Raw genomic sequence first — 21,011 nt, 5'->3', positions numbered from 1 at the left:
AAGAAGGTGGTCGGCAATTTCTTTCGCTTTCCGCGGACGAAACGCCAGCCTCCTCGGCTCGGCCTGCGGGGTCTAGCTTGTTCCGCTTTTTCCGCAGGAGTCTTAAGAAATAGCCAACCACCAGCCTACTTAAATAGTTTGCAGAGACACGCTAACAGAAGCACTTTCTGTTGATTGGAGTGGAGGCGGCGACTTCTGCGGGAACAGCACGAGCTGAAGGCCCCGGAAGAACGAAGTGATGAGGAGACTGAAGCCGTGCCCGCGAAACGCGTCCGCCGCAACGGAAATCAACATTTTCTTGTATGTGTATTTTTAAATAGTATGTAGCTATATTCACCCTTTTTATTAGAATATCCCTTTTTCAATGACTCTTCCCAAACGACCCGTTGTCGTTTCAGCGTAGAGAATAGATTGATAGACAGATTCTTCTGTTGCTTCAATAACAGCCTGGAATAATTCATTCATAAGTGGATGATCATCTCTTAGGAATGATTGTGTTTCAATCGGTTGGTCAGATTCATGAGCTATGAAATTGGCATTAGAGAACGCGATGACAATGTCCCCACTGCCGTTATGTATATGTGTGCCTGTTCGACCAAGTCCGATTGCAGCCCGTTTAGCCATCCGCTTCAATTGACGTGCATCGAGCGGGGCATCTGTTGCCACAATGATAATGACGGAACCATCCGGTTTATCCAAATTGTCTTGAGCCCAATTTGCCATCCGACACTCGTGAGCTCGTCCAAAGTTCGTTAGGGTAAGAACTCCTACAGTAAAGGCGTGTCCATCATGTTCTGCGATACGGGATGAACTGCCAATACCGCCCTTAACCCCGTAACAAATCATACCGGTTCCGGCACCGACCGCTCCTTGTTCAAAACTTCCAGGTTCTGCAGCCTGCAGTGCTTCAATTGCATGTTCAGGACGAACCGCCAATAGACGCATCGAATTTAAGTAACTGTCGTTACATTCCCCCACGACTAAATTGAGCGAACTTGTGGAATCACCGATTGCAGGGTTTTGCTCCAGCATATACGAGAGTGTTCCCTCCAACACCGCTCCGACGCTGAATGTATTTGTCAGCATGATTGGCGACTCCATTAACCCCAGTTCTTCGAGTTGAATGAGACCGACTGTTTTGCCAAAACCATTCAGGACAAAGCTCGCTGCAGGAACTTTATGCAGGAATGAATTTTGTTCATGAGGCAAAATAGCGGTGACGCCTGTACAAATTGAGTCTTTTTCATCCAAGTATTGCTTTAATGTAACATGTCCCACTTTTACACCAGGTACATCTGTAAGTAAATTTAAAGGGCCTTTTTTCAATTTCATCATCTCCTGAACGAACACAAAGACTGACCAACGAATTGGTCAGTCCGAGTTCAATTTATAAGAAAGGGTCGCTATTTCGATGCTTTCAAAAGTAGCGTAAAGCAATTATTTGATTAATAGTACAGGTGAATGTACGCGTTTTGCTACTTTATGGCTTACACTACCAAGCACCATTTCCTGAAGGGTATTAAGACCCCTGCTGCCAATGACCACAATATCGTAATTCTCCTGGTTTGCGTGTTCCACAATCACTGGACCGGCTTCACCATGTAGCAATTTAATTTCAGTTGAAATCCCTTTGGACGTAAATAAATCTTTAATAGGCATGATTTTGTTTTTACGATCAATATGCAACTCATCACTATTCATGCTGTGAATAACATCCGTTCTCGTTTTATCGTAGTCCAAAACATATAACAATGTGACATGTGCATCGGGAGAGGCGCTTGCCAAGAAAACTGCGTGCATTGCGGCTCTTTTTGAATGTAAAGAACCATCTACAGCCACCAAAATTCGTTTATACATCTTCAAACCCCCTTAGTGAAGTGATTGTTCTCTGCAATTCGTTACAATCAAACTGCTTATGTATTGGATATATATTCTCTAAAGGAGAAGAAAAATCCTTTATTTACATAGGTTTCATTTTAATATTTGAATTGGTGTGAAAACATTTTTTGCAACCTGGACAACTAATCTGTCAACCTGGAAGTCAATTCTGTCTACCGGTAACCTCAAACTGTCTACCTAGACTCAACTCCTAAACTTTCTACGCACTTACATTTAAAAAATCATCATGTCACTGTCCTTGCTTTTAAAAGTACGCGAGCATATACTGTAGGTAATAATCAAATGGACGTTTGAATGAGGGGTTGAAACGATGAAAACAGAAACATGTGAAACGGTATGTGTTCACGAAGAAGATGTGAAACACGTTCAACAAAACTTGCCTGAGTTGAAAGGTATGTCATTAATTTTCAAAGCACTGGCAGACGAAACCCGACTTAAGATTGCTTATTCTTTAACCTTGAAAAATGAATTATGTGTATGCGATGTGGCGGCTATTATCCAATCATCAACCGCAACCGCTTCACATCATCTACGTTATTTAAAAGATATCGACTTAGCGAAGTCAGAGAAAAGAGGCAAACTCGTATATTACCGACTTGCAGATAATCATGTGGGGCAGCTCGTGAAAATTGCCCATGAACATGCGAAAGAAGGGGAAAGACATGAAAGCACATGAACAACAGGAATTTCGCTTAGAAAACTTAACCTGTGCGAACTGCGCCATGAAATTCGAGAAAAACATTCAAGCTTTACCGGATGTAACGGAAGCGAATGTTAACTTTGGCGCATCCAAAGTACGTGTGATTGGTCCTGTAACAGTTGAGGACTTAGAGAAAGCAGGCGCTTTCGATGGCATTAAAGTTGTTCCGATGTCGTCGAAACGTACAATCGAAAGTAAACCATTCTTTAAACAAAAAGAAAATGTCATGACATTGATATCATTGCTGTTTTTAGTTATCGGAACAATCATTTCATTTCAAACGTCTGAAGCGGACCCATATGCGATTCTTTTCTTTGCATTATCGATCGTCGTTGGTGGTTATGAAATGTTCTGGAGTGGTCTGAAAAATTTGTCCCGATTTTACTTTGATATGAAAACCCTTATGACCATTGCGATTATTGGGGCTGCCATCATTGGGGAATGGCGTGAAGGTGCTGTCGTTGTCTTCTTATTCGCTGTAAGCGAAGCACTTGAGGCATATTCGATGAATAAAGCAAGACAATCCATTAGACAGTTGATGGACATTGCTCCTGCCCGTGCCGTCATTCGCAGAAACAATGAAATGATGGAACTTGGCACAGAAGAAATCATCATTGGCGATACGCTCATTGTAAAATCTGGTCAAAAGATTGCCATGGACGGGGAAGTAATCTCAGGTCAATCTTCCGTCAATCAGGCGCCGATTACGGGTGAATCGATGCCGGTTAAGAAAGCACAAGGTGACGAAGTGTTTGCCGGTACGTTAAATGAAGAAGGGGCTCTTGAAGTCCGAGTGACAAAAAGAGTGGAAGACACGACCATTGCGAAAATCATCCACTTAGTTGAAGAGGCTCAGGCAGAAAAAGCACCGTCTCAAAAGTTTGTCGATCAATTTGCGAAGTACTACACACCGATCATTATTTTGATTGCACTACTGGTAGCAGTCATTCCACCTTTATTTACCGGCGACTGGCAAGCTTGGATTTATCAAGGTCTTGCAGTACTGGTTGTAGGTTGTCCTTGTGCACTCGTAGTTTCAACTCCGGTGGCCATTGTCACAGCGATTGGGAATGCAGCTAAACAAGGTGTTCTAATTAAAGGTGGCATTCATCTTGAAGAGATGGGGCGTCTCCAAGCGATTGCTTTTGATAAAACAGGTACATTGACTAAAGGTTATCCAGAAGTGACTGACCTTGTGACGGAAGCAAATTTCACGAAAAGTGAGATTCTGCAAAAAGTGGCGTCTGTCGAGTCATATTCAGATCATCCATTAGCACGGGCTATTGTGAATCATGCTGCATCCATGGATGTAGCACACTCTGCTGCTGAAAATTTTCACTCGGTTACAGGTAAAGGAGCAAAAGCTCTGGTGGATGGAATCGAAGTAGCGATCGGAAGTTTAAAATGGGCAGAGGAAACTACCGCCATTTCAGCTAATGTGAAAGCAAACGTGGAAACACTTCAAAAACAAGGGAAGTCTGTCATGGTCGTTCTTTTCAATAGTCAATATGCAGGCCATTTGGCTGTCGCAGATGCAATAAGAGAATCAAGTCCTACAATCCTGATGAAGTTGAGAGAACTCGGAATGAAACATATCGTGATGCTGACAGGGGATCATCCTACAACTGCCGTTGCAATAGGTCAATTACTTAACATGACCGACGTGCGTGCTGGGTTGATGCCAGAGGAAAAACTGGAAGCAGTAAAATCTTTGCGCAACGAGTTCGGTCGGGTTGCGATGGTTGGGGATGGCATGAATGATGCACCCGCGCTTGCCGCTGCTTCTGTTGGAATTGCAATGGGGGGAGCAGGTACGGATGCAGCTTTAGAAACGGCTGACGTTGCCTTGATGGCTGATGACTTGGAAAAACTTCCTTACACCATTCAATTGAGTCGAAAAGCATTGCGTATTATTAAAGAAAACATTATGTTTGCATTAGGTTTAAAAATAGTGGCGTTACTGCTGATCATTCCAGGGTGGCTGACTCTTTGGATTGCGATCTTTGCAGATATGGGAGCAACGTTGCTCGTTGTGTTAAATTCAATGAGATTACTGCGCATTCAAAAGTAACGCAGTTCGGGGGAAGAGCATGCGACTAACAGAATGGACAATGGAAGAACAAGAACAACTAATACATTTCATGACGACCAATACCTGGCCTTTTCACGGGAATTCAAATCCAGCAAGAGAAATTATTGAAAAGACCATTGAAGAGGGCGGGTATGAATCAGACGAAGTCAAAACGTTCTGGGTCGAAAATGAGGAACAGCAAAAAGTGGGCATTGTGAAAGTATTCGATTTGCAGGATGAAATCCCGGTATTTGACTTGCGGATTGCTGACAGTCATCGTGGTCATGGATATGGTCCTGCTGCTTTAACAAAAGTGGCGGAATACGTATTCAATTTGCCTGAAAAGAAAATCCGTGTGGAAGGTCACACGCGTCAAGATAACTTTGCGATGCGCAAAACGTTTGAACGCGCGGGATTTGTTAAAGAAGGACATCTTCGTAAAGCGTGGTTTTCTCCAAAAGAGAATTCTTACTATGATGCCATCACGTATGGGATTACAAGGGAAGACTTTATGGAAGGCACAACGACGCCTGTCTTATGGGATGATCAGCAAGCAACGGACCAATCGGAATCGAAAGTCCATGTCGCCATGCGAACTTTTCCGGATTCATTTGAATCGGAACGACTTTTCATCCGTGCACCAAAAGTTGAAGATGCACCTCTTGTCTGGGAAAGTGTTCAAGTATCCCATAAAGCATTAAAACCATGGATGCCCTGGGCCCAAAGCCGTCAAAAAATCGAAGATACAACAGAAAATACAAGACAAGCGGTTGCTGATTTTGTAACTAGAAAAGATTTGCGTCTTCATTTGTTTTTAAAAGAAACGGGTGAATTTATTGGGGCAAGCGGGTTTCATCGCATCAATTGGGATATTCCAAAAGTGGAAATCGGGTATTGGTTGGACAGTCGTTTTGAAGGAAAAGGCTATATGACGGAAGCAGCTGAGCGTCTGACGAAATTTGCTTTTGAAGAGTTAGGAGCCAGAAGAGTGGAAATTCGCTGCGATACAGATAACGTGCGAAGCCGGGCTGTAGCTGAACGATTGAAATTTACGTTAGAAGGAATCCTAAAGCAAGAGGGATTATCTGCGGATGGAAAATATATTCGTGATACGTGTATCTACGCTAAAATCAAATAACATACAAAAGGGATGTCCGCATTATACGGACATCCCTTTTGTTACAGTTTTCGTTTACCCGTAACTAATTGTACGACTAAAATGATACCTGCAATTAATAAAATCAAGTGAATTAGACCGCCGCCAATTTTAAATACAAGTCCTAATAACCAAATAACTAATAATACGACGATGATCATCCATAACATTCTACCCATTCAAGCTCATCCTCTCTGCTGTAATGCTTTGATATTAGTAAGGTACCCTTGATATTTTACTGATAAACCACCGAAACAAAATTTATTAAAATTTAGTTGTTTTTTGTATGTTTCGGCACTCATATTTTGCCCATTTTACATATATTCGTTATTCATTGAGAACGATAAGCGACTATAGTACACTTATATAAGCTATGGAAAGAGAGGAACAGAGTGATGCCGACACCTAGTATGGAAGACCATATTGAACAAATCTATATGCTGATTGAGCAAAAAGGATATGCACGTGTATCGGATATCGCTGAATCTCTTTCAGTTCTTCCTTCTTCTGTAACGAAAATGGTTCAAAAACTCGACAAAGATGGATACTTGATTTATGAACGTTACCGAGGTCTGATGTTAACACCTAAAGGGTTAAAATTAGGAAAGCGGTTGGTTCAGCGTCATGATTTGTTGGAACAATTTTTGCGTTTAATTGGCGTACAGGAAGACAAAATATATGAAGATGTAGAAGGAATTGAACATCACTTGAGCTGGAATTCGATCGATCGTATTGCAGATTTGATTCAAGCGATGGAAGAGAACCCTGACTTTCTTCAAAAACTAGAAGAACTTAAAGAACAGCAACAATCAGAATAGGAAAAAGCGAAAGGAGTGTCCGCTATGAGCGAAATGGTATCTGGAGAAATTGTTGACTTACAGATAAAGTCACAGGAATCTTCTAAATGGATATTATCCAATGGTGAAATCGAAGTACCAATCAATGGATCTGAAGCACCTGAAGGAGTTCAGGAAGGCGATACAATTAAAGTGTTTTTATTTAAAGACCGTCGTGGCAATTTAAGTGCAACTTCCACATTGCCACATATCACAAAAGGTACTTATGGATGGGCAAGAGTCATTAAAATGGACGAGCGTGAAGGTGCAGTTGTTGATATCGGCAGCTCACGTGAAGTCATTGTGAAACCATCAGACTTACCATTATTAAAAGAGTTATGGCCAAAGACTGGTGACCATTTATACATGACATTGAGAACCGATTTTCATGGCGATTTATTCGGTCGTCTGGCAACCGAAGATCGTGTAGCTGAAACATTTGTAGAAGCTCCAACATCTGTCATGAATGAAAACTTGAAGGCACGAGCATATCGCTTATTGCCAATCGGATCGTTTTTCATCAGCGTTCCTCAAGGGTACAGAGTATTTGTTCATCACACAGAACAAATGGCTGAACCACGTTTAGGTGAAGAAGTTGACGTTCGTGTGATTGGTGTGAAAGAAGATGGGTCATTGAATGGTTCTATGTTGCCACGAAAACAAGAGCGTTTGATGGATGATGCAGAAACTCTGTATCGTTACTTACAGGATGTTGGTGGTAAAATGCCATTTACGGATAAATCATCTCCAGATGAAATTTACGACATGTTCAATTTAAGCAAAGCTTCGTTTAAGCGTGCATTAGGAAAGTTAATGAAAGAAAAGAAAATCGAACAAAAAGATGGTTGGACTTTGGTCAAATCTGACATTTAAGTTTAAAATATTCCGTCAAGGGGCACAAAAAGAATGGAGACATAAAACTCTCCGAAACTTTTTGTGCCTTTTCGTCGTATTATCAAAAGGGAAGCATATTCATAGACAGAATGGCTTGACCCATTTTAAAAAAGAAAATTTCGTTCTGAGAGGAGAAATATGAATGAAAAAGAATATTGTCCGCTTTGCGTCAATTCTACTGGCTGCCTCGTTGCTACTACCTTCTGGAGCTTTGGCCAGCACTGGTTCTTCGTCGTCCGGGAATGCGATTAATGAGAAATTCGGCATGCCCATCGTCGTTTATGGAGCAGATTTAACAGAAGCTGAAAAACAAAGTGTTAAAGACAGTCTTAAGGTGACGAGTGAAAGCGAAGTAGAGGAAATTTCAGTAACTGGCGAGGATCTCGTAAAGTATATTAAAGATGGAGATTCAAAAGCCCGCATGTTTTCATCTGCGAAAATTACACGTGAAGATGCAGGTAAAGGCTTAGTCATCAATATTGTGACCGAAGAAAACATCACACAAGTTACTGCTGAAATGTACGAAAATGCAATGTTAACTGCAGGAATTGAAGATGCAACAGTTGAAGTGGCTGCACCGAAGAAAGTTACGGGACACTCTGCTTTGGTCGGGATTTACAAAGCATATGAAGTTAGTGGAGAAACATTGGATAAAGAGCGTACCGATGTAGCGAATGAAGAGCTTTCCGTGGCAACCATTTTAGCTGATAAAGCAGGCGTTGATGAAGCGAAAGTCAGTGAACTGTTGACGGAGATTAAGAAAGATATCGCAGAACAAAATCCGGCATCTAAAGAAGAAGTTGAAAAGATTGTTCAAGATCAGTTGACGAAACTTCAAATTGAGTTGAATCCAGAAGACCGCCAATTATTAATTGATTTAATGGACCGTATTCGCCAACTGGATATCGATTTCAGTAAATGGTCAGATCAATTAAATGATTTAAGCAAAACACTTGAAGACAAAATCGGCAACATTGTTGATAATGAAGGTTTTTGGCAAAGTGTTAAAAACTTCTTCAATAATTTGATTGATTCCCTTCGCTCATTATTTAATTAAGAATTAGCCTCCCAAGTGGAGGTTTTTTTCATTGAAACAGATGAATTGCACAACCTAAAAATGCGTGATAAACTAAAAGAAAAAATATCTCGAATTCGAGATATTATGACGCGGGAGGAATTAATATGGAGTTAGCAGGTATTCATCATGTATCAGCCATTACTGCAAATGCTGAAAAAAACTATGATTTCTTTACACGTATATTGGGAATGCGACTCGTCAAAAAGAGTGTGAATCAAGATAACACATCCTCATATCATTTGTTTTATGCTGATGCAGTAGGCACACCTGGAACAGATATGACTTATTTCGATATACCGCACGCAGCAAAAACAGTACCTGGCGTATCAAGTATTAGTAACACGTCATTTCGTGTGAAAAGTGAAGATGCCTTAGCATATTGGAAAGAAAGGTTCACTGAATACAACGTTCATTTTGAAGAAGTGATTGAACGCTTCGGAAGAAAAACAATGTATTTTGAAGACTTCGAGGGATCTCGTCTTATGTTGGTTGTTGATGATGGAAAAGGAGTACCTTATGGGATTCCGTGGACCAAATCTGGCATTGCTGAAGAAAATGCAGTGGTTGGGTTAGGTCATGTCACTTTGACGGTTCGCAAAGCGGAACAAACACAACTTGTATTGACGGAAGTATTGGGGTTTAAAAAGATAGGTTCGTATCCATCCGTTATTGAAGGAATGCCTGAAATTACGGTTTTCTCTACAGGTGAAGGTGGTCCTGCATCTGAAGTGCATATTGAAGAGCGACCTGATTTGCCAATGGAACGACCGGGTCGTGGCAGCGTTCATCATGTAGCCTTCCGCGTAAAAACGTTTGAAGACTATGATAGATGGGAAGAATTACTTCGTTCTAAAGGATTTATGACATCTGGAAAAGTGGATCGCTACTACTTTAAATCGATTTATTTTCGTGAACCGAATGGAATACTGTATGAATTGGCGACGGATGAGCCAGGGTTTGCAACAGATGAATCCATGGAAACGTTAGGTGAAACCCTTGCCTTACCACCATTTTTAGAGTCACGACGTGAACAAATCGAAGCTTCACTGCGTCCGCTTTCGTTGAAAGAGTAAGTTATGCTACACTGAAAAAAAGGAGTGATGGGTATGGAATTCCAGTATAAAGAATTAGGTCATGATGCATACGCTTTTGTGTATGAAAAAGATGGTAAGACTTTAGGGGAAATTACATGGACGTTGCTAGGGGATGTAATGGTGATGGATCATACATTCGTTTCGCCGGCACTTCGTGGTCAAGGGGTGGCTAAGCAATTACTCGATCGTTCAGCTAATTTTGCTCGTGAAAAAGGATACAAAATGGAAGCCGTATGTTCATATGTTGTAACAGCTTTCAATCAGTCAGATGAATATGAAGATCTCAAAGCATAATAAAAAGGCAAACCGCTAATTACAATTAGTGGGTTGCCTTTTAAGTCGTCTGCGTCATATAAGTTATCCCTCACATTTGAGTAAAAATAAATAAAAATCCTGTTAAAACTGAAGCACCTACCATTGTATACATGAAATCTGATTGACTGAATACTAATTTCTTTTCCATTGTGCATCTGCTCCTTTCAATTTGGTGTTAGTAGATGTGTACCCGTGTATTCTTACTTTTAAACAGGTTTATTCATAATTTATGTAGGGAAAGTTAAATTTATGTAACCATAATACGTTTGGTTCGTACATAATATAGTAAATACATTTAAAGAGGTGAATGCTTTGAGCAGAGCGGGAGAAGTAGCATTAGGAGTTATCGGAACTATATTAAATATTATCTTATTAATTTTCGTCATACTCGCAGTAGTGGGAGCATCCAATGCGAACACAGATGAATTGAAACAAATGTTTGAAGAGGAAATTGTATTGTCTGATCCGACCATGACACCTGAAGATATTGCTGTTTTTAATGACGCTGTGGATGTCGGCATTGAAGTAGTAGGTGTAGTAGGATGGGTAGTAGTGGTAACATTACTAGTCAGTATTATATTAAGTATCTTGGGAGTCGTGAAAGTTTCCAAAAATAAGAGTCCGAAAGCGGCAGGAATCATGTTCATCTTTGCAGGATTACTGTCAGGGATATTATTATTGGCACCAATTTTATTCTACATCGCTGCGATTATGTGTTTCGTTCGTAAAACACCCGTTCAGTATGTAGAAGATCCATACTATAACAATGATGTGCAACATCAAAACCAACCTCAACAACCATTATAAAAACAAAAAAACGCCTGTTAACATTAACTGTTAACAGGCGTTTTTAGATAGTAAACATATTTAGCTGTGGATAAAGGATGACCTTCAAAAAATTCATCGAACTCTTCTATACATGTAAAATTGTTACGTTCATAGAAAGCACGACCTTTTTGATTTTCGCTTTCGACGTATACAAATAATTGTTGAGCGTCTTGAATATGTTGCAGTCCTTCATTTAATAGCTTCTTTCCATACCCTAAATGCTGATGGGAAGGCAATAAATAAATGGCAGTCAGTTCTGCATCGCCATCTTCATCTACACGAGTAAAATTGGCGAAACCAATAATTTCTTCATCATGAACAGCGACATAAACGGATGTTTTTTCTAAACGTTTCATCATCATGGCATTGGAATAAGCCCGTTCAATAAATAGATTTTGAATATCCCCAGGAATAATACCTTCATACGTATCATGCCAACTGATTTTAGCGATTTGCTGTACCGCAGCAATATCGTCTTGTTTCATCGCTCGTATCAAATCGTCTCACCTCAAAATTCTTTCAGCTATCATACCAAACATTTCACTTGTATGCCATAGTTGTGGAATAATATCCACATAGGGAGTGAAATAAATGTGGACAATCAAATCATTTAAAGAGTTATCAACAACGGAGCTTTATACATACTTACAATTGCGGGTGAATGTATTTGTGGTGGAACAGTCATGTCCATATCCAGAGATTGATGGATACGACATAGATTCATATCATCTTGCTTATATTGAAAATGGCGAATTGCTAGCATATGCGCGTATTTTACCAGCAGGAATAAAATATGACCGAGTATCAATCGGAAGAGTAATCGTGAATAAAAATGCACGTGGAAGAGGTTTGGCAAAACAATTGATGGAACAGGCCATTTCCTTCAGCCGAGAAAAATGGCCACTGGGCGAAGTTCAATTACAAGCACAAACATACTTAAGAAATTTTTATGGCTCATTCGGTTTTGAGGAAATTTCGGAAGAATATGACGAAGATGGAATTCCTCATGTCGATATGCTATTAAAGAAATTGTGAAATTGTAACCAATTTGTCATCATAAAAAAGTGTGAATTTAATAATAACGGGTATCTATATGAGTATCAGAAGAAATTAAACTTTGGAGGAATGATGACAATGGCAAGAGGAAATAATCGTTCACTATTGCTGGCTGGATTGGCAGCAGGTGCATATGCATACTTTAGCAAACCAGAAAATCGTGAAAAGGCACTAGTTGCTTTCAATAATACAAAAACAAAAGTGAATTCGTATTTGGATTCACAAAAATTGAATAATACGGATATGACCAAAGTAGGTCACTCAGAACCTCATGATATTGACGACAACAAAATGTTAGATGAAGGTGCTAGTACAAGTGTTCAATATTACAATGAGGAAGTTCAGGAAAACAAGAAAAAAACAGATTCAACTTTAGCAAATGAAGATAAATTAGATAGTAAAAATCTATAAAAAGAAGGCTACGCTTTTTGCGAGCGTAACCTTCTTTTTTTTATGAACGCCTCTAGGGACAATAGTAATATGAGAGGTTTAATTAGTGAGTAATAAGTCGTTCCAAAAACTGTAAAGCGGACTTTTATTAAAATCCTAATGATCGACGGAAATAGCTTGCATACCGCTGACTAACTGGAATTCTCGTTCCATCCGTCATTTCCAATAAAAAAGTAGAATGGGAATCCGGTTGGATTTCTTTAATAAATGCAATGTTGACTATGTAAGAACGGTGACATCTGATAAAAGTTTCTGATGAAAGAAACAATTCCAGTTCGCTTAAATTTAAGCGATGATAGCCTTCCTTAAATTCCGTTTTAACAAACGTTTTTCTTAGTTGAGTTTCTAAAAATATGACTTGTTCATGCTTGATTGGATACCAATTCTCTTCCGTTTTAATCGTCATATATTGACTTAAAAAAGGAGACGGTTGATGAGGGAGAATGGCAGTGACGGCTCCCTTGGTTTTACCTTCTTCAATAATGGGGATACTCATTCCATAATAGGAAACACCAAAAATATCAGGATCTATAAACTCGTTTACTTTTTGACCATATACGAGTGCTTTGTGTGTGGCAGTTCCTTCTTTTATCGAATCACCTGGTAGTATTTTTAAATCAATTCTTTTACTTGGTTGATAATACACATATTCACGTGTATTGGATATCGCAATGGATGCTTGCTCTGGAAAAAACTCTTGTATAACTTGCATGATTTCATTAATTGTTTTTGTGTCCATTGACTGCACCTCATTTTTAACGAACTTCTCTTTTTACTATTTTACCATATAAAGCAAGAATACAAAGGAGGCATTTTCCTTGAAAAAAGCCATGTTTATTTTAAATCCCTCATCAGGTAAAGAATTAGCAGGAACATATAAAGATCAAACGATTGAAACCTTACAGGAAATGGGATATGAGGTTCATGTCAAGGAAACACAAGGGGAAGGCGATGCCACTGATTTTGCTCGTCAAGCCTGTGTGGAAAAATACCATCTTGTGACTGCCATGGGTGGGGATGGCACAATAAATGAAGCAGTGAATGGATTGGCAGAGCAAGAACATCGACCAATTTTTTCATTTATACCTTTAGGTACAGTAAACGATTTTGCCAGAGCCCTCGGAATTCCTTTGGATCCTGTTAAGGCAATTGAAGCTTTGAAAACAGCCGAACCACGTTTTGCAGATATTGCGAAAGCCCAAAACAAATTCTTTATGAATATTTTGGCCGTCGGTCGAATTGCTGAGAACGTTTCGCACGTATCAGTTGAACAAAAAACAAAATTAGGAGCACTCGCTTACTTGATTGAAGGCGTGAAGGCTTTAACATCTGACGAAGAAACCGAAGTATCAGTTGAACATGATCATGGTACATGGAAAGGAAATGCGGTCATTGTTCTGGCTGCACTAACCAACTCTGTGGGAGGTTTTGAAAAGCTTGCACCTAATGCAGAGACAGACGATGGGCTATTACATGTATTTGTTGTGAAAAGTGCGGGAATTCCTGCTTTCCTTCGTATGGCTTCCGCTATATTACGTGGCAAGTTAGAGGAAGATCCAGACGTCATTGTTATTAAAACTAAGAAAGCTAGAATTGAAACTACTCCTGAATTGAGTTGCAATTTAGATGGGGATGAAGGATGTACAACTCCTATAGACGTTAAAATCCTAGAAAGACATATCGAATTACTAGTTCCAATTAAGGAGATTGTATAAGACAATATCATGAGACCAATTGTATAAATTTGCTAAATCCATACTATACAAAAATGACATTTTCGTAAAATGAAGAATTTTGTCGTATATTTGTGAAAAAATACCTAATATTCCAGATTAATTTTTTTCGTGAGGAAAGTAATAAATCTATTTTCATAAAAGAATTTTCATTATATAGTTAACTAATAATGGTGAAATACGCACGGGCGTATTGTAACGAAAGATGGTGAGTTTTTATGCAGCAAAAACAATCAACAGGCAGTGAAACAATAGCTAAAAAATATATGAGTGAAATTGAGATATCCTCTCAGTTCGAAGGAATAGAAGATTTCTTTGAATTAGAAGCTAAACTTTTGTATGAAATTCACCATTTGGAAACAGAACAGGCAAAGAAAACCTTGCATCTCATTATCGATCGGATTTCACTGAGAGCTGGGAAGCAGACGATTCGTGGAGTGAAAAATTATTTTAGTGTACTGTCATCCATAATGGCGAGAAAGTTATATGAAAACCAAGTACCTTCAAAAAAGGCTTTTGCATTTAATGCAGCATGTATCGATATGATTGATCTTCACATGAATGATGCATCATTTCTGCAATTTGCAGATGATTTAATTGATTTTTTCGTGTCGGTTATTTCCGAAAGAAAACAACCGACATTCAGCCATCAAACAGTAAATAAAGTAATTTTATTCATTAATGATGAAGTGGAGTCTGAGCTGTCGGTAGAGGATATAGCTAAACACTTCCAGGTCAGCACGAGCCATTTATCCCGAATTTTCCGGGAACATGTAGGAATTACACTTGTAGAATATTTAAATGTGAGACGTGTGGAAGAGTCTCAATACTATTTGAGACATACAAACAAAAGTATTTCAGCGATTTCAAAGCAATATCATTTTTGCAACCAAAGTTATTTCACCCGCATATTTAAGAAGTATACAGAAGTCACACCAAAACAATTCCGTGATCAAAAAGAACATGAGTATTTTCGTTTTTCATTACCGACAACAGTTTAAAGAGTCGCTGGCAACGACTCTTTTTTCTATGGATTTGAAAAGTAGTAGTCATATAAGGTATACTTTTCTATAGTTTAAAAGATGAAGGTGTGAACCTAGTGAAGAAAAAAATTGGATTACTATCTATGCTTGTAATGGCTGCTGTTGTTTTAAGTGGATGTTCAGGTGTTGAAAACAAAGAAGGATACTTCTACAGTATATTTGTAAAACCCTTCGACTTTTTACTTAACTTTTTTGGGGATTTATTCAACGGAAGTTTCGGTTTGGCAATTATCGCAATCACCATTCTAATACGACTTGTTTTAATGCCTTTAATGCTTCGTAACTATAAAACTCAACAAGGCATGAAAGTCAAAATGGATGCAATGAAGCCTGAAATGGACGAAATCCAAAAGAAAATTAAAGCATCTAAAGATAAAGAAGAGCAAATGAAGTTACAACAAGAGATGATGGGCCTTTACCGTAAGCATAATGTGAATCCATTAAACATGGGTTGCTTGCCGATGCTGGTACAAATGCCAATCATTATGGGACTTTATTTTGCGATTTTATATTCGCCAGATGTGAAGAGCCATCAATTTTTATGGTATAGTCTGGGATCACCAGATGTTATTATGACGTTGATTGCAGGTGCCGTATACTTCCTACAAGCGAAAGTGTCTTTATGGACAGTTCCGGAACAACAAAAACAACAAATGAAAATGTTTGTGTATATTTCGCCAATCATGATTATGTTCGTTTCATTTACATCGATGTCGGCGTTGCCACTTTACTGGACTGTTGGTGGTTTACTATTAATATTCCAAACTTATCTTGGACGCAAGTTTTACTCGAACCATCCTGAAAAAGCATTAGAAGAATAACAAGTAAAAGTCGGTGCATGGCGCACCGACTTTTTTTAGGAGTGACAGATATGAAACGTAATTGGGTTGCTGGGTTATTAATTACTGCGGTAAGCATTGCTGCTATCGTTTTTATTATTAAAGGAAATTTATATGTATCTGTATTGTTTATGACGGCACTGTTTGCCTTAACGAATGGATTTAGAGCTGTCAGTTTTAAAGAAAAAGGATTTGAGCGAGAATCGAAATGGATGAAAGGGATGTCAATTTTCTTTTCAATCGCATTTTTCATCATTTTAGCAGTGATTATTTTTTAAATGTATAATTGTCTAAAATAAAGCCATCATGCTAATGAGAAGTCATTTGCATGGAGGTTTTTTTATGAAAAAATGGATAATTGCATGTGCAGCAATTCTTGTTACTGGATGCAGCCAACAAAATGTATCAATACCCGTTAGTGGTGTGATTGAACATTCGCTTGCTACCACGATAGTAGATGCTACAGGTAAAGGAATAGGCACTGCAGAGTTAACCGAAACTGAAGCTGGGGTTAGAATTCATCTGTTGCTGAAAGGGATGACTCCAGGAGTAAAAGCGATTCACTTCCATGAAGTAGGAAAGTGCGAATACCCGAAGTTTACAACTGCAGGTAGTCATGTGAATCCAACGAATAAACAACACGGTTTTGATAATCCAAAAGGCTATCATTCCGGTGATCTTCCTAATTTGACTGTGGGCGAAAATGGCGAAGTGGATTTAGAAATTACTTCACCGCATGTGACATTGGAAAAAGGAAAGTCCAATTCATTACTTGATGCAGATGGAAGTGCATTGGTGATCCATGAAAAAGCAGACGATTATAAAACGGATCCATCAGGGAACTCTGGTGATCGGATTGCTTGTGGAGTCCTTAAATAAAAAAACGTTCGTAACCATTAACGGTTACGAACGTTTTTCTGTTTTTTGTCCTTGTTTCTATCTTCTTTACGATTTTCTAAGAGTTCATCTAATTGTTGCATTAATAGTAGCACGTCGAATTTTGAGATTCGTGACATGTAGACACACACTCCCGTCTCGATTTTGATACTATATAATTCGTAACACAAGATAGTTTTCTGTCCGTCGAATGAAAAAAAGTTTTAATAAGAGAATTTTTTTCTAGTAAGCAGGACAATCACAATGGATGGAATGGAACATAACGTCATTCCTAAGAAAGCGGCACCTGGATCAACTTCATATAAATAACCGCCGGCCAACGTCAATACAGCTGTACTTAAACTAAAGGCAAATGCGGCATACATTCCTTGAGCCGCAGGGATTTCACTGGGAGAAAGTCTCCTTGAAATGTACTGAATAAAGGCATAATGCGCCACACCAAAAGAAGCTGCGTGAAATAACTGCGAGATATTAAATACCCAGACGTTTGGGAAAAGAAAGATTAAGACCCAGCGAATGGTGGATCCGATGCCAGCAATCAAAAACATGGTAGATACTTTAGTATTGGCGAAGAGTTTGTCAGCTCTAGTAAAAAATAAGATTTCCAGAAGAACCGCGACATTTAAAACGAACCCAATATATAGACTGTTCACGCCAAGATCTTGTAAGTAGATATAACCAAAGTTGTAATAAGAAGCATGAGCTCCTTGGAGTAATATCGCCAAAATTAATACAGTTACAAAAGGTTTAGAAGAAAGTAGTCGTTTGAAATTGGATTTTTTGTCTTCTCCGTCAATTGTCTTGTGTTTCACGGTGAGAGACACAGGTGCCGGGCGAGTATGCGATATCCACATAAATACAAGTCCAGCCAACATTACCCATAGAATGGCCTGTTCCGACCATATCGCCACAACCGCTCCAACGAGTAGGAGACCTACCGTATAGCCAATTGAACCAAAGGAACGGCTTTTTCCGTAATGTACTCGTTCATTTTGAATTAATACAGACGCGCTACTTTCCATTGCAGGAAGCAAATTGGGGTAAACAAAATTAAAAGCAATGGTGATCAGTAGTAATGGAACGAATGTATTGGCGGGAATATACAATGTCATGACCAACAATGACAAAAATGCAGTCCACATCATCACTACGCGTAAAGAAAAGATTTTCGTGGCAGCAGGAAATAACACAAAGGTAGATACGGCACGAGCGAGCATCCCTGCACCCATAATAAGACTTGCATGAGAAACGGAAAGTCCTTTTTCAGTGATTAACCAGCCTGTCCAAAAGGGGAGGAATACGCCCCATGTGAAAAAGAAGGCAAAGAAATTAGTAGATAACCATTTTTGCGAATTTATCATATATGAAACCTCTTATCTATTTCGATTGTCTAAATGTATTATAGCGAAAAAATATTGATGGGTGTCATCTTCAAACAAATTAATGGTAAAATAAATGTAAGTAAACTGAAAGAAGGCTTCTCATGCAATCTCCAAAATACCGTTTTAATCAAAAAGATAAAAAGAAATGGCCAATCATCCTTGCTGTTATTATAGGTAGCTTGTTGTTACTTACACCGGTGGTTTGGATTGGATTACACAATTGGAATCTGGATAATAGTTTATCAGCATTAAATTTCGAACGAAAAATAGATGAACCTAATCCCAATGCTCCTGAACCAACAGACAGCAGTGTAGCAAAAGTGGATGAAGGGGTTGAAGAACCAAATCAACCGCAGAAACCAGAAACACCGAAAGAACCTTTGCCTCCAAAGGAACAGGAAAAGACTGAAACCCCAGTCAAAACACCAGATGAGCCTAAGGAAAGCCCGACACCACCTGTAGAAAAACCAGCAAACGATGAATATATACCGAATCAAAAATATCCAACAACCCCAACAATTGTAGAAGGCTTAATTATTGCAAACAAACACCATCCTCTACCGAGTGACTATAATAAAGGCGAGGATCCAAAGGCACGTGAAGCATTCAATCAAATGGCGGCTGCCGCAAAACTTGATGGGTTTGAGCTTGTGGCATTCAGCACGTTCCGTTCTTTTGAACGCCAACAGGCTTTATACAATAAATATGTTGAAAAAGACGGACAACAAGCGGCAGATCAGTACAGTGCACGTCCGGGGTACTCTGAACATCAGACTGGTTTAGCGTTTGATATTGGAGAGAAAAACTTTGAACAGCACTGGGCTTCCGTCACTTTTGGAAACACACCAGCAGGTCAATGGGTTGCAAATAATGCACATAAATATGGATTTATTCTTCGTTACCCTTTAGGGAAAGAAACAATAACGGGCTATATGCACGAGTCGTGGCATTTCCGATACGTAGGAGTAGTACCTGCTACGGACATGTTTACACACAAACAGACGCTCGAAGAGTATTTAGATTTATAAAAGTTTATAAAGCTGAACATAAAAGAAGAGGGCACGTTCCTCTTCTTTTTATTATGGAAGTGAGATAGTTGCTTTTCTTGGTCGTTAGCTGAAAGTACTTTTCTAGGAACCACATTGGCAATGAATGTATAAGATGGACTAAAAGGAGTCTTACATGGCAGTTAGTGAAATTACTCAATATGTCTATACCGTTCAACCTGGAGATACTTTGTACAGCATTGCCAATCGTTTTGACAGTACAGTCCCTGCAATTGAACAAGCCAATTCCTTGTATCCGCCTTTCACAGATCCAGGATTAATTTTCCCGGGACAACTACTCATCATTCCAGGAGGAAGATTCGGTTTTCAATATGAAGTGTATGATGTCGTTTCTCCTAGCGACACGTTGTTTTCCATAGCTCAACGCTTTTCTGTATCAACAGATCTTTTGTTTGGTATTAACTCACAGATAGCGAACCGCAATTTTATTTATGCGAACCAAGTGATTTGGGTACCCGCATTCGTTTATGAAGTATCCACTGGAGACTCATTATCGGAAATATCTAGTGAAACGGGGGTTCCTTTGGATGCAATCATTCGAGCGAATCAACGTCGGGCCGGCTTTTCTCCTGATGTGTTGTATCTAGGCTATCGCTTGCTTATGCCGTTACCTGCGTCTCGCAACATTGTGGTCCTACGTCCATTGCCAGGGGATATACTTCAAACGGGTAGCTTAATCCAAGGAATGGCGAGGGCTTTTGAAGCGAATGTCCTTTACACCATATTGGACACACAAGGAAACGCGGTTTCAAAAGAGAAAAGCATAACAGCAAAGGCAGCCGGTCCGGAATACGCGGCATTCTCCACAAATGTTCAATTTGACTTTAAGCCTGCTACCCCTACAGGTGAATTAAGAGTCTATACACGAAGTGCCGATGATGGAAGCATTCAGGATTTGGTGAGCGTAAAGGTTCGTTTTGAATAATCGTACATTTGCGCTAGATTAGCCCAAAATGTACTTCTTTCGATTTTTGGAGCAACTTTTCAAAAATGAGATCAACTTTCACTGATTTTGGAGCAACTTTTCAAATTTGAGAGCAACTTTCACGATTTGGGAGCACTAACCAATTTCCTCCTAATTCTTACTCTTACCTCCCGCAGGAAATGTGTAAATAAAAAAGACACTCAAATCTCTGAGTGTCTTTTCTTATGATTATTAATTAACGATTATCAATCGTTTCAGGATACATATCGTGATTCATCATACGATGGGCAGCCATCTCTTCATATTTCGTACCTGGTTTCCCGTAGTTCGTATAAGGGTCGATGCTGATACCGCCGCGAGGAGTGAATTTGCCCCAAACTTCAATGTAGCGAGGATCCATCAGTTCAACCAAGTCGTTCAGAATGATATTCATGCAATCTTCGTGGAAATCACCATGATTTCGGAAGCTGAACAAATATAATTTAAGTGACTTACTTTCGACCATTTTGATATCTGGAATGTAACTGATATAAATCGTAGCGAAGTCAGGCTGGCTCGTAATTGGACATAAAGATGTGAACTCCGGGCAATTGAATTTCACGAAATAGTCTCGATAAGGATGTTTGTTATCGAATGATTCCAAAACACCGGGGTTATATGAAAAATCATATTGGACATTTTGATTACCTAGTAAATTGATTCCTTGTAAGTCTTCTTTTTGACGACCATGCATCTTTGTTTCCTCCTT

At 39.2% G+C, this 21,011-nt stretch carries 25 protein-coding genes; 18 read left to right on the top strand and 7 right to left on the bottom strand.

Features of this window, described 5'->3' with window-relative positions; genetic code table 11:
* Window positions 1–345: 345 nt before the first annotated feature.
* On the bottom strand, window positions 346–1,326 hold the full coding sequence (locus M9R32_RS06125; protein ID WP_269925847.1) for a DmpA family aminopeptidase: 981 nt from the start codon (window positions 1,324–1,326) through the stop codon (window positions 346–348).
* Between the two features lie 111 nt (window positions 1,327–1,437).
* Window positions 1,438–1,857 (bottom strand): universal stress protein, encoded by a 420-nt coding sequence (locus M9R32_RS06120; RefSeq protein WP_269925846.1) that lies wholly within the window; start codon window positions 1,855–1,857, stop codon window positions 1,438–1,440.
* A gap of 352 nt (window positions 1,858–2,209) precedes the next feature.
* On the opposite strand from M9R32_RS06120, the gene M9R32_RS06115 reads away from it, so the two are divergent.
* Genes M9R32_RS06115 through M9R32_RS06105 form a run of 3 tightly spaced genes read left to right on the top strand, consistent with a single transcriptional unit; the run spans window position 2,210 to window position 5,808 of the window.
* Window positions 2,210–2,575 carry an ArsR/SmtB family transcription factor gene (locus M9R32_RS06115; protein WP_269925845.1) on the top strand — a complete coding sequence of 122 codons (366 nt, stop codon included), beginning with the start codon at window positions 2,210–2,212 and terminating at the stop codon, window positions 2,573–2,575.
* Window positions 2,562–4,670, top strand: a complete 2,109-nt coding sequence (locus M9R32_RS06110; protein WP_269925844.1) for a heavy metal translocating P-type ATPase — start codon at window positions 2,562–2,564, stop codon at window positions 4,668–4,670. The genes M9R32_RS06115 and M9R32_RS06110 overlap by 14 nt, the downstream gene beginning before the upstream one ends.
* Window positions 4,671–4,689: 19 nt before the next feature.
* Window positions 4,690–5,808: a GNAT family N-acetyltransferase gene (locus M9R32_RS06105; RefSeq protein ID WP_269925843.1), complete on the top strand. Its 1,119-nt coding sequence runs from the start codon at window positions 4,690–4,692 to the stop codon at window positions 5,806–5,808.
* Between the two features lie 41 nt (window positions 5,809–5,849).
* Here the strand turns inward: M9R32_RS06105 and M9R32_RS06100 are convergent, their stop codons facing one another.
* Window positions 5,850–6,005: a lmo0937 family membrane protein gene (locus tag M9R32_RS06100; RefSeq protein ID WP_269925842.1), complete on the bottom strand. Its 156-nt coding sequence runs from the start codon at window positions 6,003–6,005 to the stop codon at window positions 5,850–5,852.
* 216 nt (window positions 6,006–6,221) lie between these two features.
* Here M9R32_RS06100 and mntR point away from each other — a divergent pair, with 216 nt between their 5' ends.
* The 6 genes from mntR (at window position 6,222) to M9R32_RS06070 (ending at window position 10,850) form a co-directional block, all read left to right on the top strand.
* Entirely contained in the window at window positions 6,222–6,644 is a 423-nt protein-coding gene (mntR, locus tag M9R32_RS06095) for a transcriptional regulator MntR (protein WP_269925841.1), read from the top strand.
* A 24-nt stretch (window positions 6,645–6,668) separates the two neighbouring features.
* On the top strand, window positions 6,669–7,535 hold the full coding sequence (locus tag M9R32_RS06090) for a CvfB family protein (protein ID WP_269925840.1): 867 nt from the start codon (window positions 6,669–6,671) through the stop codon (window positions 7,533–7,535).
* A gap of 163 nt (window positions 7,536–7,698) precedes the next feature.
* On the top strand, window positions 7,699–8,613 hold the full coding sequence (locus tag M9R32_RS06085) for a DUF1002 domain-containing protein (RefSeq protein ID WP_269925839.1): 915 nt from the start codon (window positions 7,699–7,701) through the stop codon (window positions 8,611–8,613).
* Between the two features lie 125 nt (window positions 8,614–8,738).
* Window positions 8,739–9,707 carry a ring-cleaving dioxygenase gene (locus M9R32_RS06080; RefSeq protein WP_269925838.1) on the top strand — a complete coding sequence of 323 codons (969 nt, stop codon included), beginning with the start codon at window positions 8,739–8,741 and terminating at the stop codon, window positions 9,705–9,707.
* Window positions 9,708–9,740: 33 nt separating this feature from the next.
* Window positions 9,741–10,022 carry a GNAT family N-acetyltransferase gene (locus M9R32_RS06075; protein WP_269925837.1) on the top strand — a complete coding sequence of 94 codons (282 nt, stop codon included), beginning with the start codon at window positions 9,741–9,743 and terminating at the stop codon, window positions 10,020–10,022.
* Window positions 10,023–10,355: 333 nt separating this feature from the next.
* Entirely contained in the window at window positions 10,356–10,850 is a 495-nt protein-coding gene (locus tag M9R32_RS06070; protein WP_269925836.1) for a DUF4064 domain-containing protein, read from the top strand.
* 23 nt (window positions 10,851–10,873) lie between these two features.
* Here M9R32_RS06070 and M9R32_RS06065 read toward each other — a convergent pair whose 3' ends face one another.
* Window positions 10,874–11,356 (bottom strand): GNAT family N-acetyltransferase, encoded by a 483-nt coding sequence (locus M9R32_RS06065; RefSeq protein WP_269926059.1) that lies wholly within the window; start codon window positions 11,354–11,356, stop codon window positions 10,874–10,876.
* A gap of 106 nt (window positions 11,357–11,462) precedes the next feature.
* Between M9R32_RS06065 and M9R32_RS06060 the strand changes: the two genes are divergently transcribed.
* Window positions 11,463–11,906, top strand: coding sequence for a GNAT family N-acetyltransferase (locus tag M9R32_RS06060; RefSeq protein ID WP_269925835.1), 444 nt, complete (start codon window positions 11,463–11,465; stop codon window positions 11,904–11,906).
* Between the two features lie 99 nt (window positions 11,907–12,005).
* Window positions 12,006–12,338: a hypothetical protein gene (locus M9R32_RS06055; RefSeq protein ID WP_269925834.1), complete on the top strand. Its 333-nt coding sequence runs from the start codon at window positions 12,006–12,008 to the stop codon at window positions 12,336–12,338.
* 127 nt (window positions 12,339–12,465) lie between these two features.
* Here the strand turns inward: M9R32_RS06055 and M9R32_RS06050 are convergent, their stop codons facing one another.
* On the bottom strand, window positions 12,466–13,116 hold the full coding sequence (locus M9R32_RS06050; protein ID WP_269925833.1) for a LytTR family DNA-binding domain-containing protein: 651 nt from the start codon (window positions 13,114–13,116) through the stop codon (window positions 12,466–12,468).
* Between the two features lie 79 nt (window positions 13,117–13,195).
* Between M9R32_RS06050 and M9R32_RS06045 the strand changes: the two genes are divergently transcribed.
* The 5 genes from M9R32_RS06045 (at window position 13,196) to M9R32_RS06025 (ending at window position 16,871) form a co-directional block, all read left to right on the top strand.
* Window positions 13,196–14,092 (top strand): diacylglycerol/lipid kinase family protein, encoded by an 897-nt coding sequence (locus M9R32_RS06045; RefSeq protein ID WP_269925832.1) that lies wholly within the window; start codon window positions 13,196–13,198, stop codon window positions 14,090–14,092.
* A 236-nt stretch (window positions 14,093–14,328) separates the two neighbouring features.
* Window positions 14,329–15,111 carry a helix-turn-helix transcriptional regulator gene (locus M9R32_RS06040; RefSeq protein WP_269925831.1) on the top strand — a complete coding sequence of 261 codons (783 nt, stop codon included), beginning with the start codon at window positions 14,329–14,331 and terminating at the stop codon, window positions 15,109–15,111.
* Between the two features lie 98 nt (window positions 15,112–15,209).
* Window positions 15,210–15,974, top strand: coding sequence for a membrane protein insertase YidC (gene yidC / locus M9R32_RS06035; RefSeq protein ID WP_269925830.1), 765 nt, complete (start codon window positions 15,210–15,212; stop codon window positions 15,972–15,974).
* Window positions 15,975–16,024: 50 nt separating this feature from the next.
* A complete protein-coding gene (locus M9R32_RS06030; protein WP_269925829.1) occupies window positions 16,025–16,270 on the top strand; it encodes a hypothetical protein in 246 nt (81 codons plus the stop codon).
* A 64-nt stretch (window positions 16,271–16,334) separates the two neighbouring features.
* Window positions 16,335–16,871, top strand: a complete 537-nt coding sequence (locus tag M9R32_RS06025) for a superoxide dismutase family protein (RefSeq protein WP_269925828.1) — start codon at window positions 16,335–16,337, stop codon at window positions 16,869–16,871.
* Window positions 16,872–17,092: 221 nt separating this feature from the next.
* On the opposite strand, the gene M9R32_RS06020 is transcribed toward M9R32_RS06025, so the two are convergent.
* On the bottom strand, window positions 17,093–18,250 hold the full coding sequence (locus tag M9R32_RS06020) for a 3-phenylpropionate MFS transporter (protein WP_269925827.1): 1,158 nt from the start codon (window positions 18,248–18,250) through the stop codon (window positions 17,093–17,095).
* Between the two features lie 122 nt (window positions 18,251–18,372).
* Here M9R32_RS06020 and M9R32_RS06015 point away from each other — a divergent pair, with 122 nt between their 5' ends.
* Together M9R32_RS06015 and M9R32_RS06010 are read left to right on the top strand one after the other, a co-directional pair.
* Window positions 18,373–19,299, top strand: coding sequence for a D-alanyl-D-alanine carboxypeptidase family protein (locus M9R32_RS06015; RefSeq protein WP_269925826.1), 927 nt, complete (start codon window positions 18,373–18,375; stop codon window positions 19,297–19,299).
* A 154-nt stretch (window positions 19,300–19,453) separates the two neighbouring features.
* Entirely contained in the window at window positions 19,454–20,263 is an 810-nt protein-coding gene (locus M9R32_RS06010) for a LysM peptidoglycan-binding domain-containing protein (protein WP_269925825.1), read from the top strand.
* 235 nt (window positions 20,264–20,498) lie between these two features.
* Here the strand turns inward: M9R32_RS06010 and queF are convergent, their stop codons facing one another.
* Window positions 20,499–20,996 carry a preQ(1) synthase gene (gene queF / locus M9R32_RS06005; protein WP_269925824.1) on the bottom strand — a complete coding sequence of 166 codons (498 nt, stop codon included), beginning with the start codon at window positions 20,994–20,996 and terminating at the stop codon, window positions 20,499–20,501.
* Window positions 20,997–21,011: the final 15 nt, after the last annotated feature.

It is taken from the genome of Paenisporosarcina quisquiliarum, assembly GCF_027563315.1.
In the GTDB taxonomy this organism is placed as follows: Bacteria; Bacillota; Bacilli; order Bacillales_A; family Planococcaceae; genus Paenisporosarcina; species Paenisporosarcina quisquiliarum.
This window is presented reverse-complemented; position numbering and strand designations above follow the sequence as displayed.

What these genes read in the sequence shown, in the direction of transcription:
- M9R32_RS06120 (WP_269925846.1), bottom strand. Translation starts at nt 1,857, where the DNA reads ATGTATAAACGAATTTTGGTGGCTGTAGATGGTTCTTTACATTCAAAA.
- M9R32_RS06115 (WP_269925845.1), top strand. Translation starts at nt 2,210, where the DNA reads ATGAAAACAGAAACATGTGAAACGGTATGTGTTCACGAAGAAGATGTG.
- M9R32_RS06110 (WP_269925844.1), top strand. Translation starts at nt 2,562, where the DNA reads ATGAAAGCACATGAACAACAGGAATTTCGCTTAGAAAACTTAACCTGT.
- M9R32_RS06030 (WP_269925829.1), top strand. Translation starts at nt 16,025, where the DNA reads ATGAAACGTAATTGGGTTGCTGGGTTATTAATTACTGCGGTAAGCATT.
- M9R32_RS06025 (WP_269925828.1), top strand. Translation starts at nt 16,335, where the DNA reads ATGAAAAAATGGATAATTGCATGTGCAGCAATTCTTGTTACTGGATGC.
- M9R32_RS06040 (WP_269925831.1), top strand. Translation starts at nt 14,329, where the DNA reads ATGCAGCAAAAACAATCAACAGGCAGTGAAACAATAGCTAAAAAATAT.
- M9R32_RS06010 (WP_269925825.1), top strand. Translation starts at nt 19,454, where the DNA reads ATGGCAGTTAGTGAAATTACTCAATATGTCTATACCGTTCAACCTGGA.
- M9R32_RS06090 (WP_269925840.1), top strand. Translation starts at nt 6,669, where the DNA reads ATGAGCGAAATGGTATCTGGAGAAATTGTTGACTTACAGATAAAGTCA.
- M9R32_RS06080 (WP_269925838.1), top strand. Translation starts at nt 8,739, where the DNA reads ATGGAGTTAGCAGGTATTCATCATGTATCAGCCATTACTGCAAATGCT.
- M9R32_RS06075 (WP_269925837.1), top strand. Translation starts at nt 9,741, where the DNA reads ATGGAATTCCAGTATAAAGAATTAGGTCATGATGCATACGCTTTTGTG.
- M9R32_RS06015 (WP_269925826.1), top strand. Translation starts at nt 18,373, where the DNA reads ATGCAATCTCCAAAATACCGTTTTAATCAAAAAGATAAAAAGAAATGG.
- M9R32_RS06100 (WP_269925842.1), bottom strand. Translation starts at nt 6,005, where the DNA reads ATGGGTAGAATGTTATGGATGATCATCGTCGTATTATTAGTTATTTGG.
- M9R32_RS06020 (WP_269925827.1), bottom strand. Translation starts at nt 18,250, where the DNA reads ATGATAAATTCGCAAAAATGGTTATCTACTAATTTCTTTGCCTTCTTT.
- M9R32_RS06055 (WP_269925834.1), top strand. Translation starts at nt 12,006, where the DNA reads ATGGCAAGAGGAAATAATCGTTCACTATTGCTGGCTGGATTGGCAGCA.
- M9R32_RS06065 (WP_269926059.1), bottom strand. Translation starts at nt 11,356, where the DNA reads ATGAAACAAGACGATATTGCTGCGGTACAGCAAATCGCTAAAATCAGT.
- mntR (WP_269925841.1), top strand. Translation starts at nt 6,222, where the DNA reads ATGCCGACACCTAGTATGGAAGACCATATTGAACAAATCTATATGCTG.
- M9R32_RS06060 (WP_269925835.1), top strand. Translation starts at nt 11,463, where the DNA reads ATGTGGACAATCAAATCATTTAAAGAGTTATCAACAACGGAGCTTTAT.
- M9R32_RS06085 (WP_269925839.1), top strand. Translation starts at nt 7,699, where the DNA reads ATGAAAAAGAATATTGTCCGCTTTGCGTCAATTCTACTGGCTGCCTCG.
- M9R32_RS06050 (WP_269925833.1), bottom strand. Translation starts at nt 13,116, where the DNA reads ATGGACACAAAAACAATTAATGAAATCATGCAAGTTATACAAGAGTTT.
- M9R32_RS06105 (WP_269925843.1), top strand. Translation starts at nt 4,690, where the DNA reads ATGCGACTAACAGAATGGACAATGGAAGAACAAGAACAACTAATACAT.
- queF (WP_269925824.1), bottom strand. Translation starts at nt 20,996, where the DNA reads ATGCATGGTCGTCAAAAAGAAGACTTACAAGGAATCAATTTACTAGGT.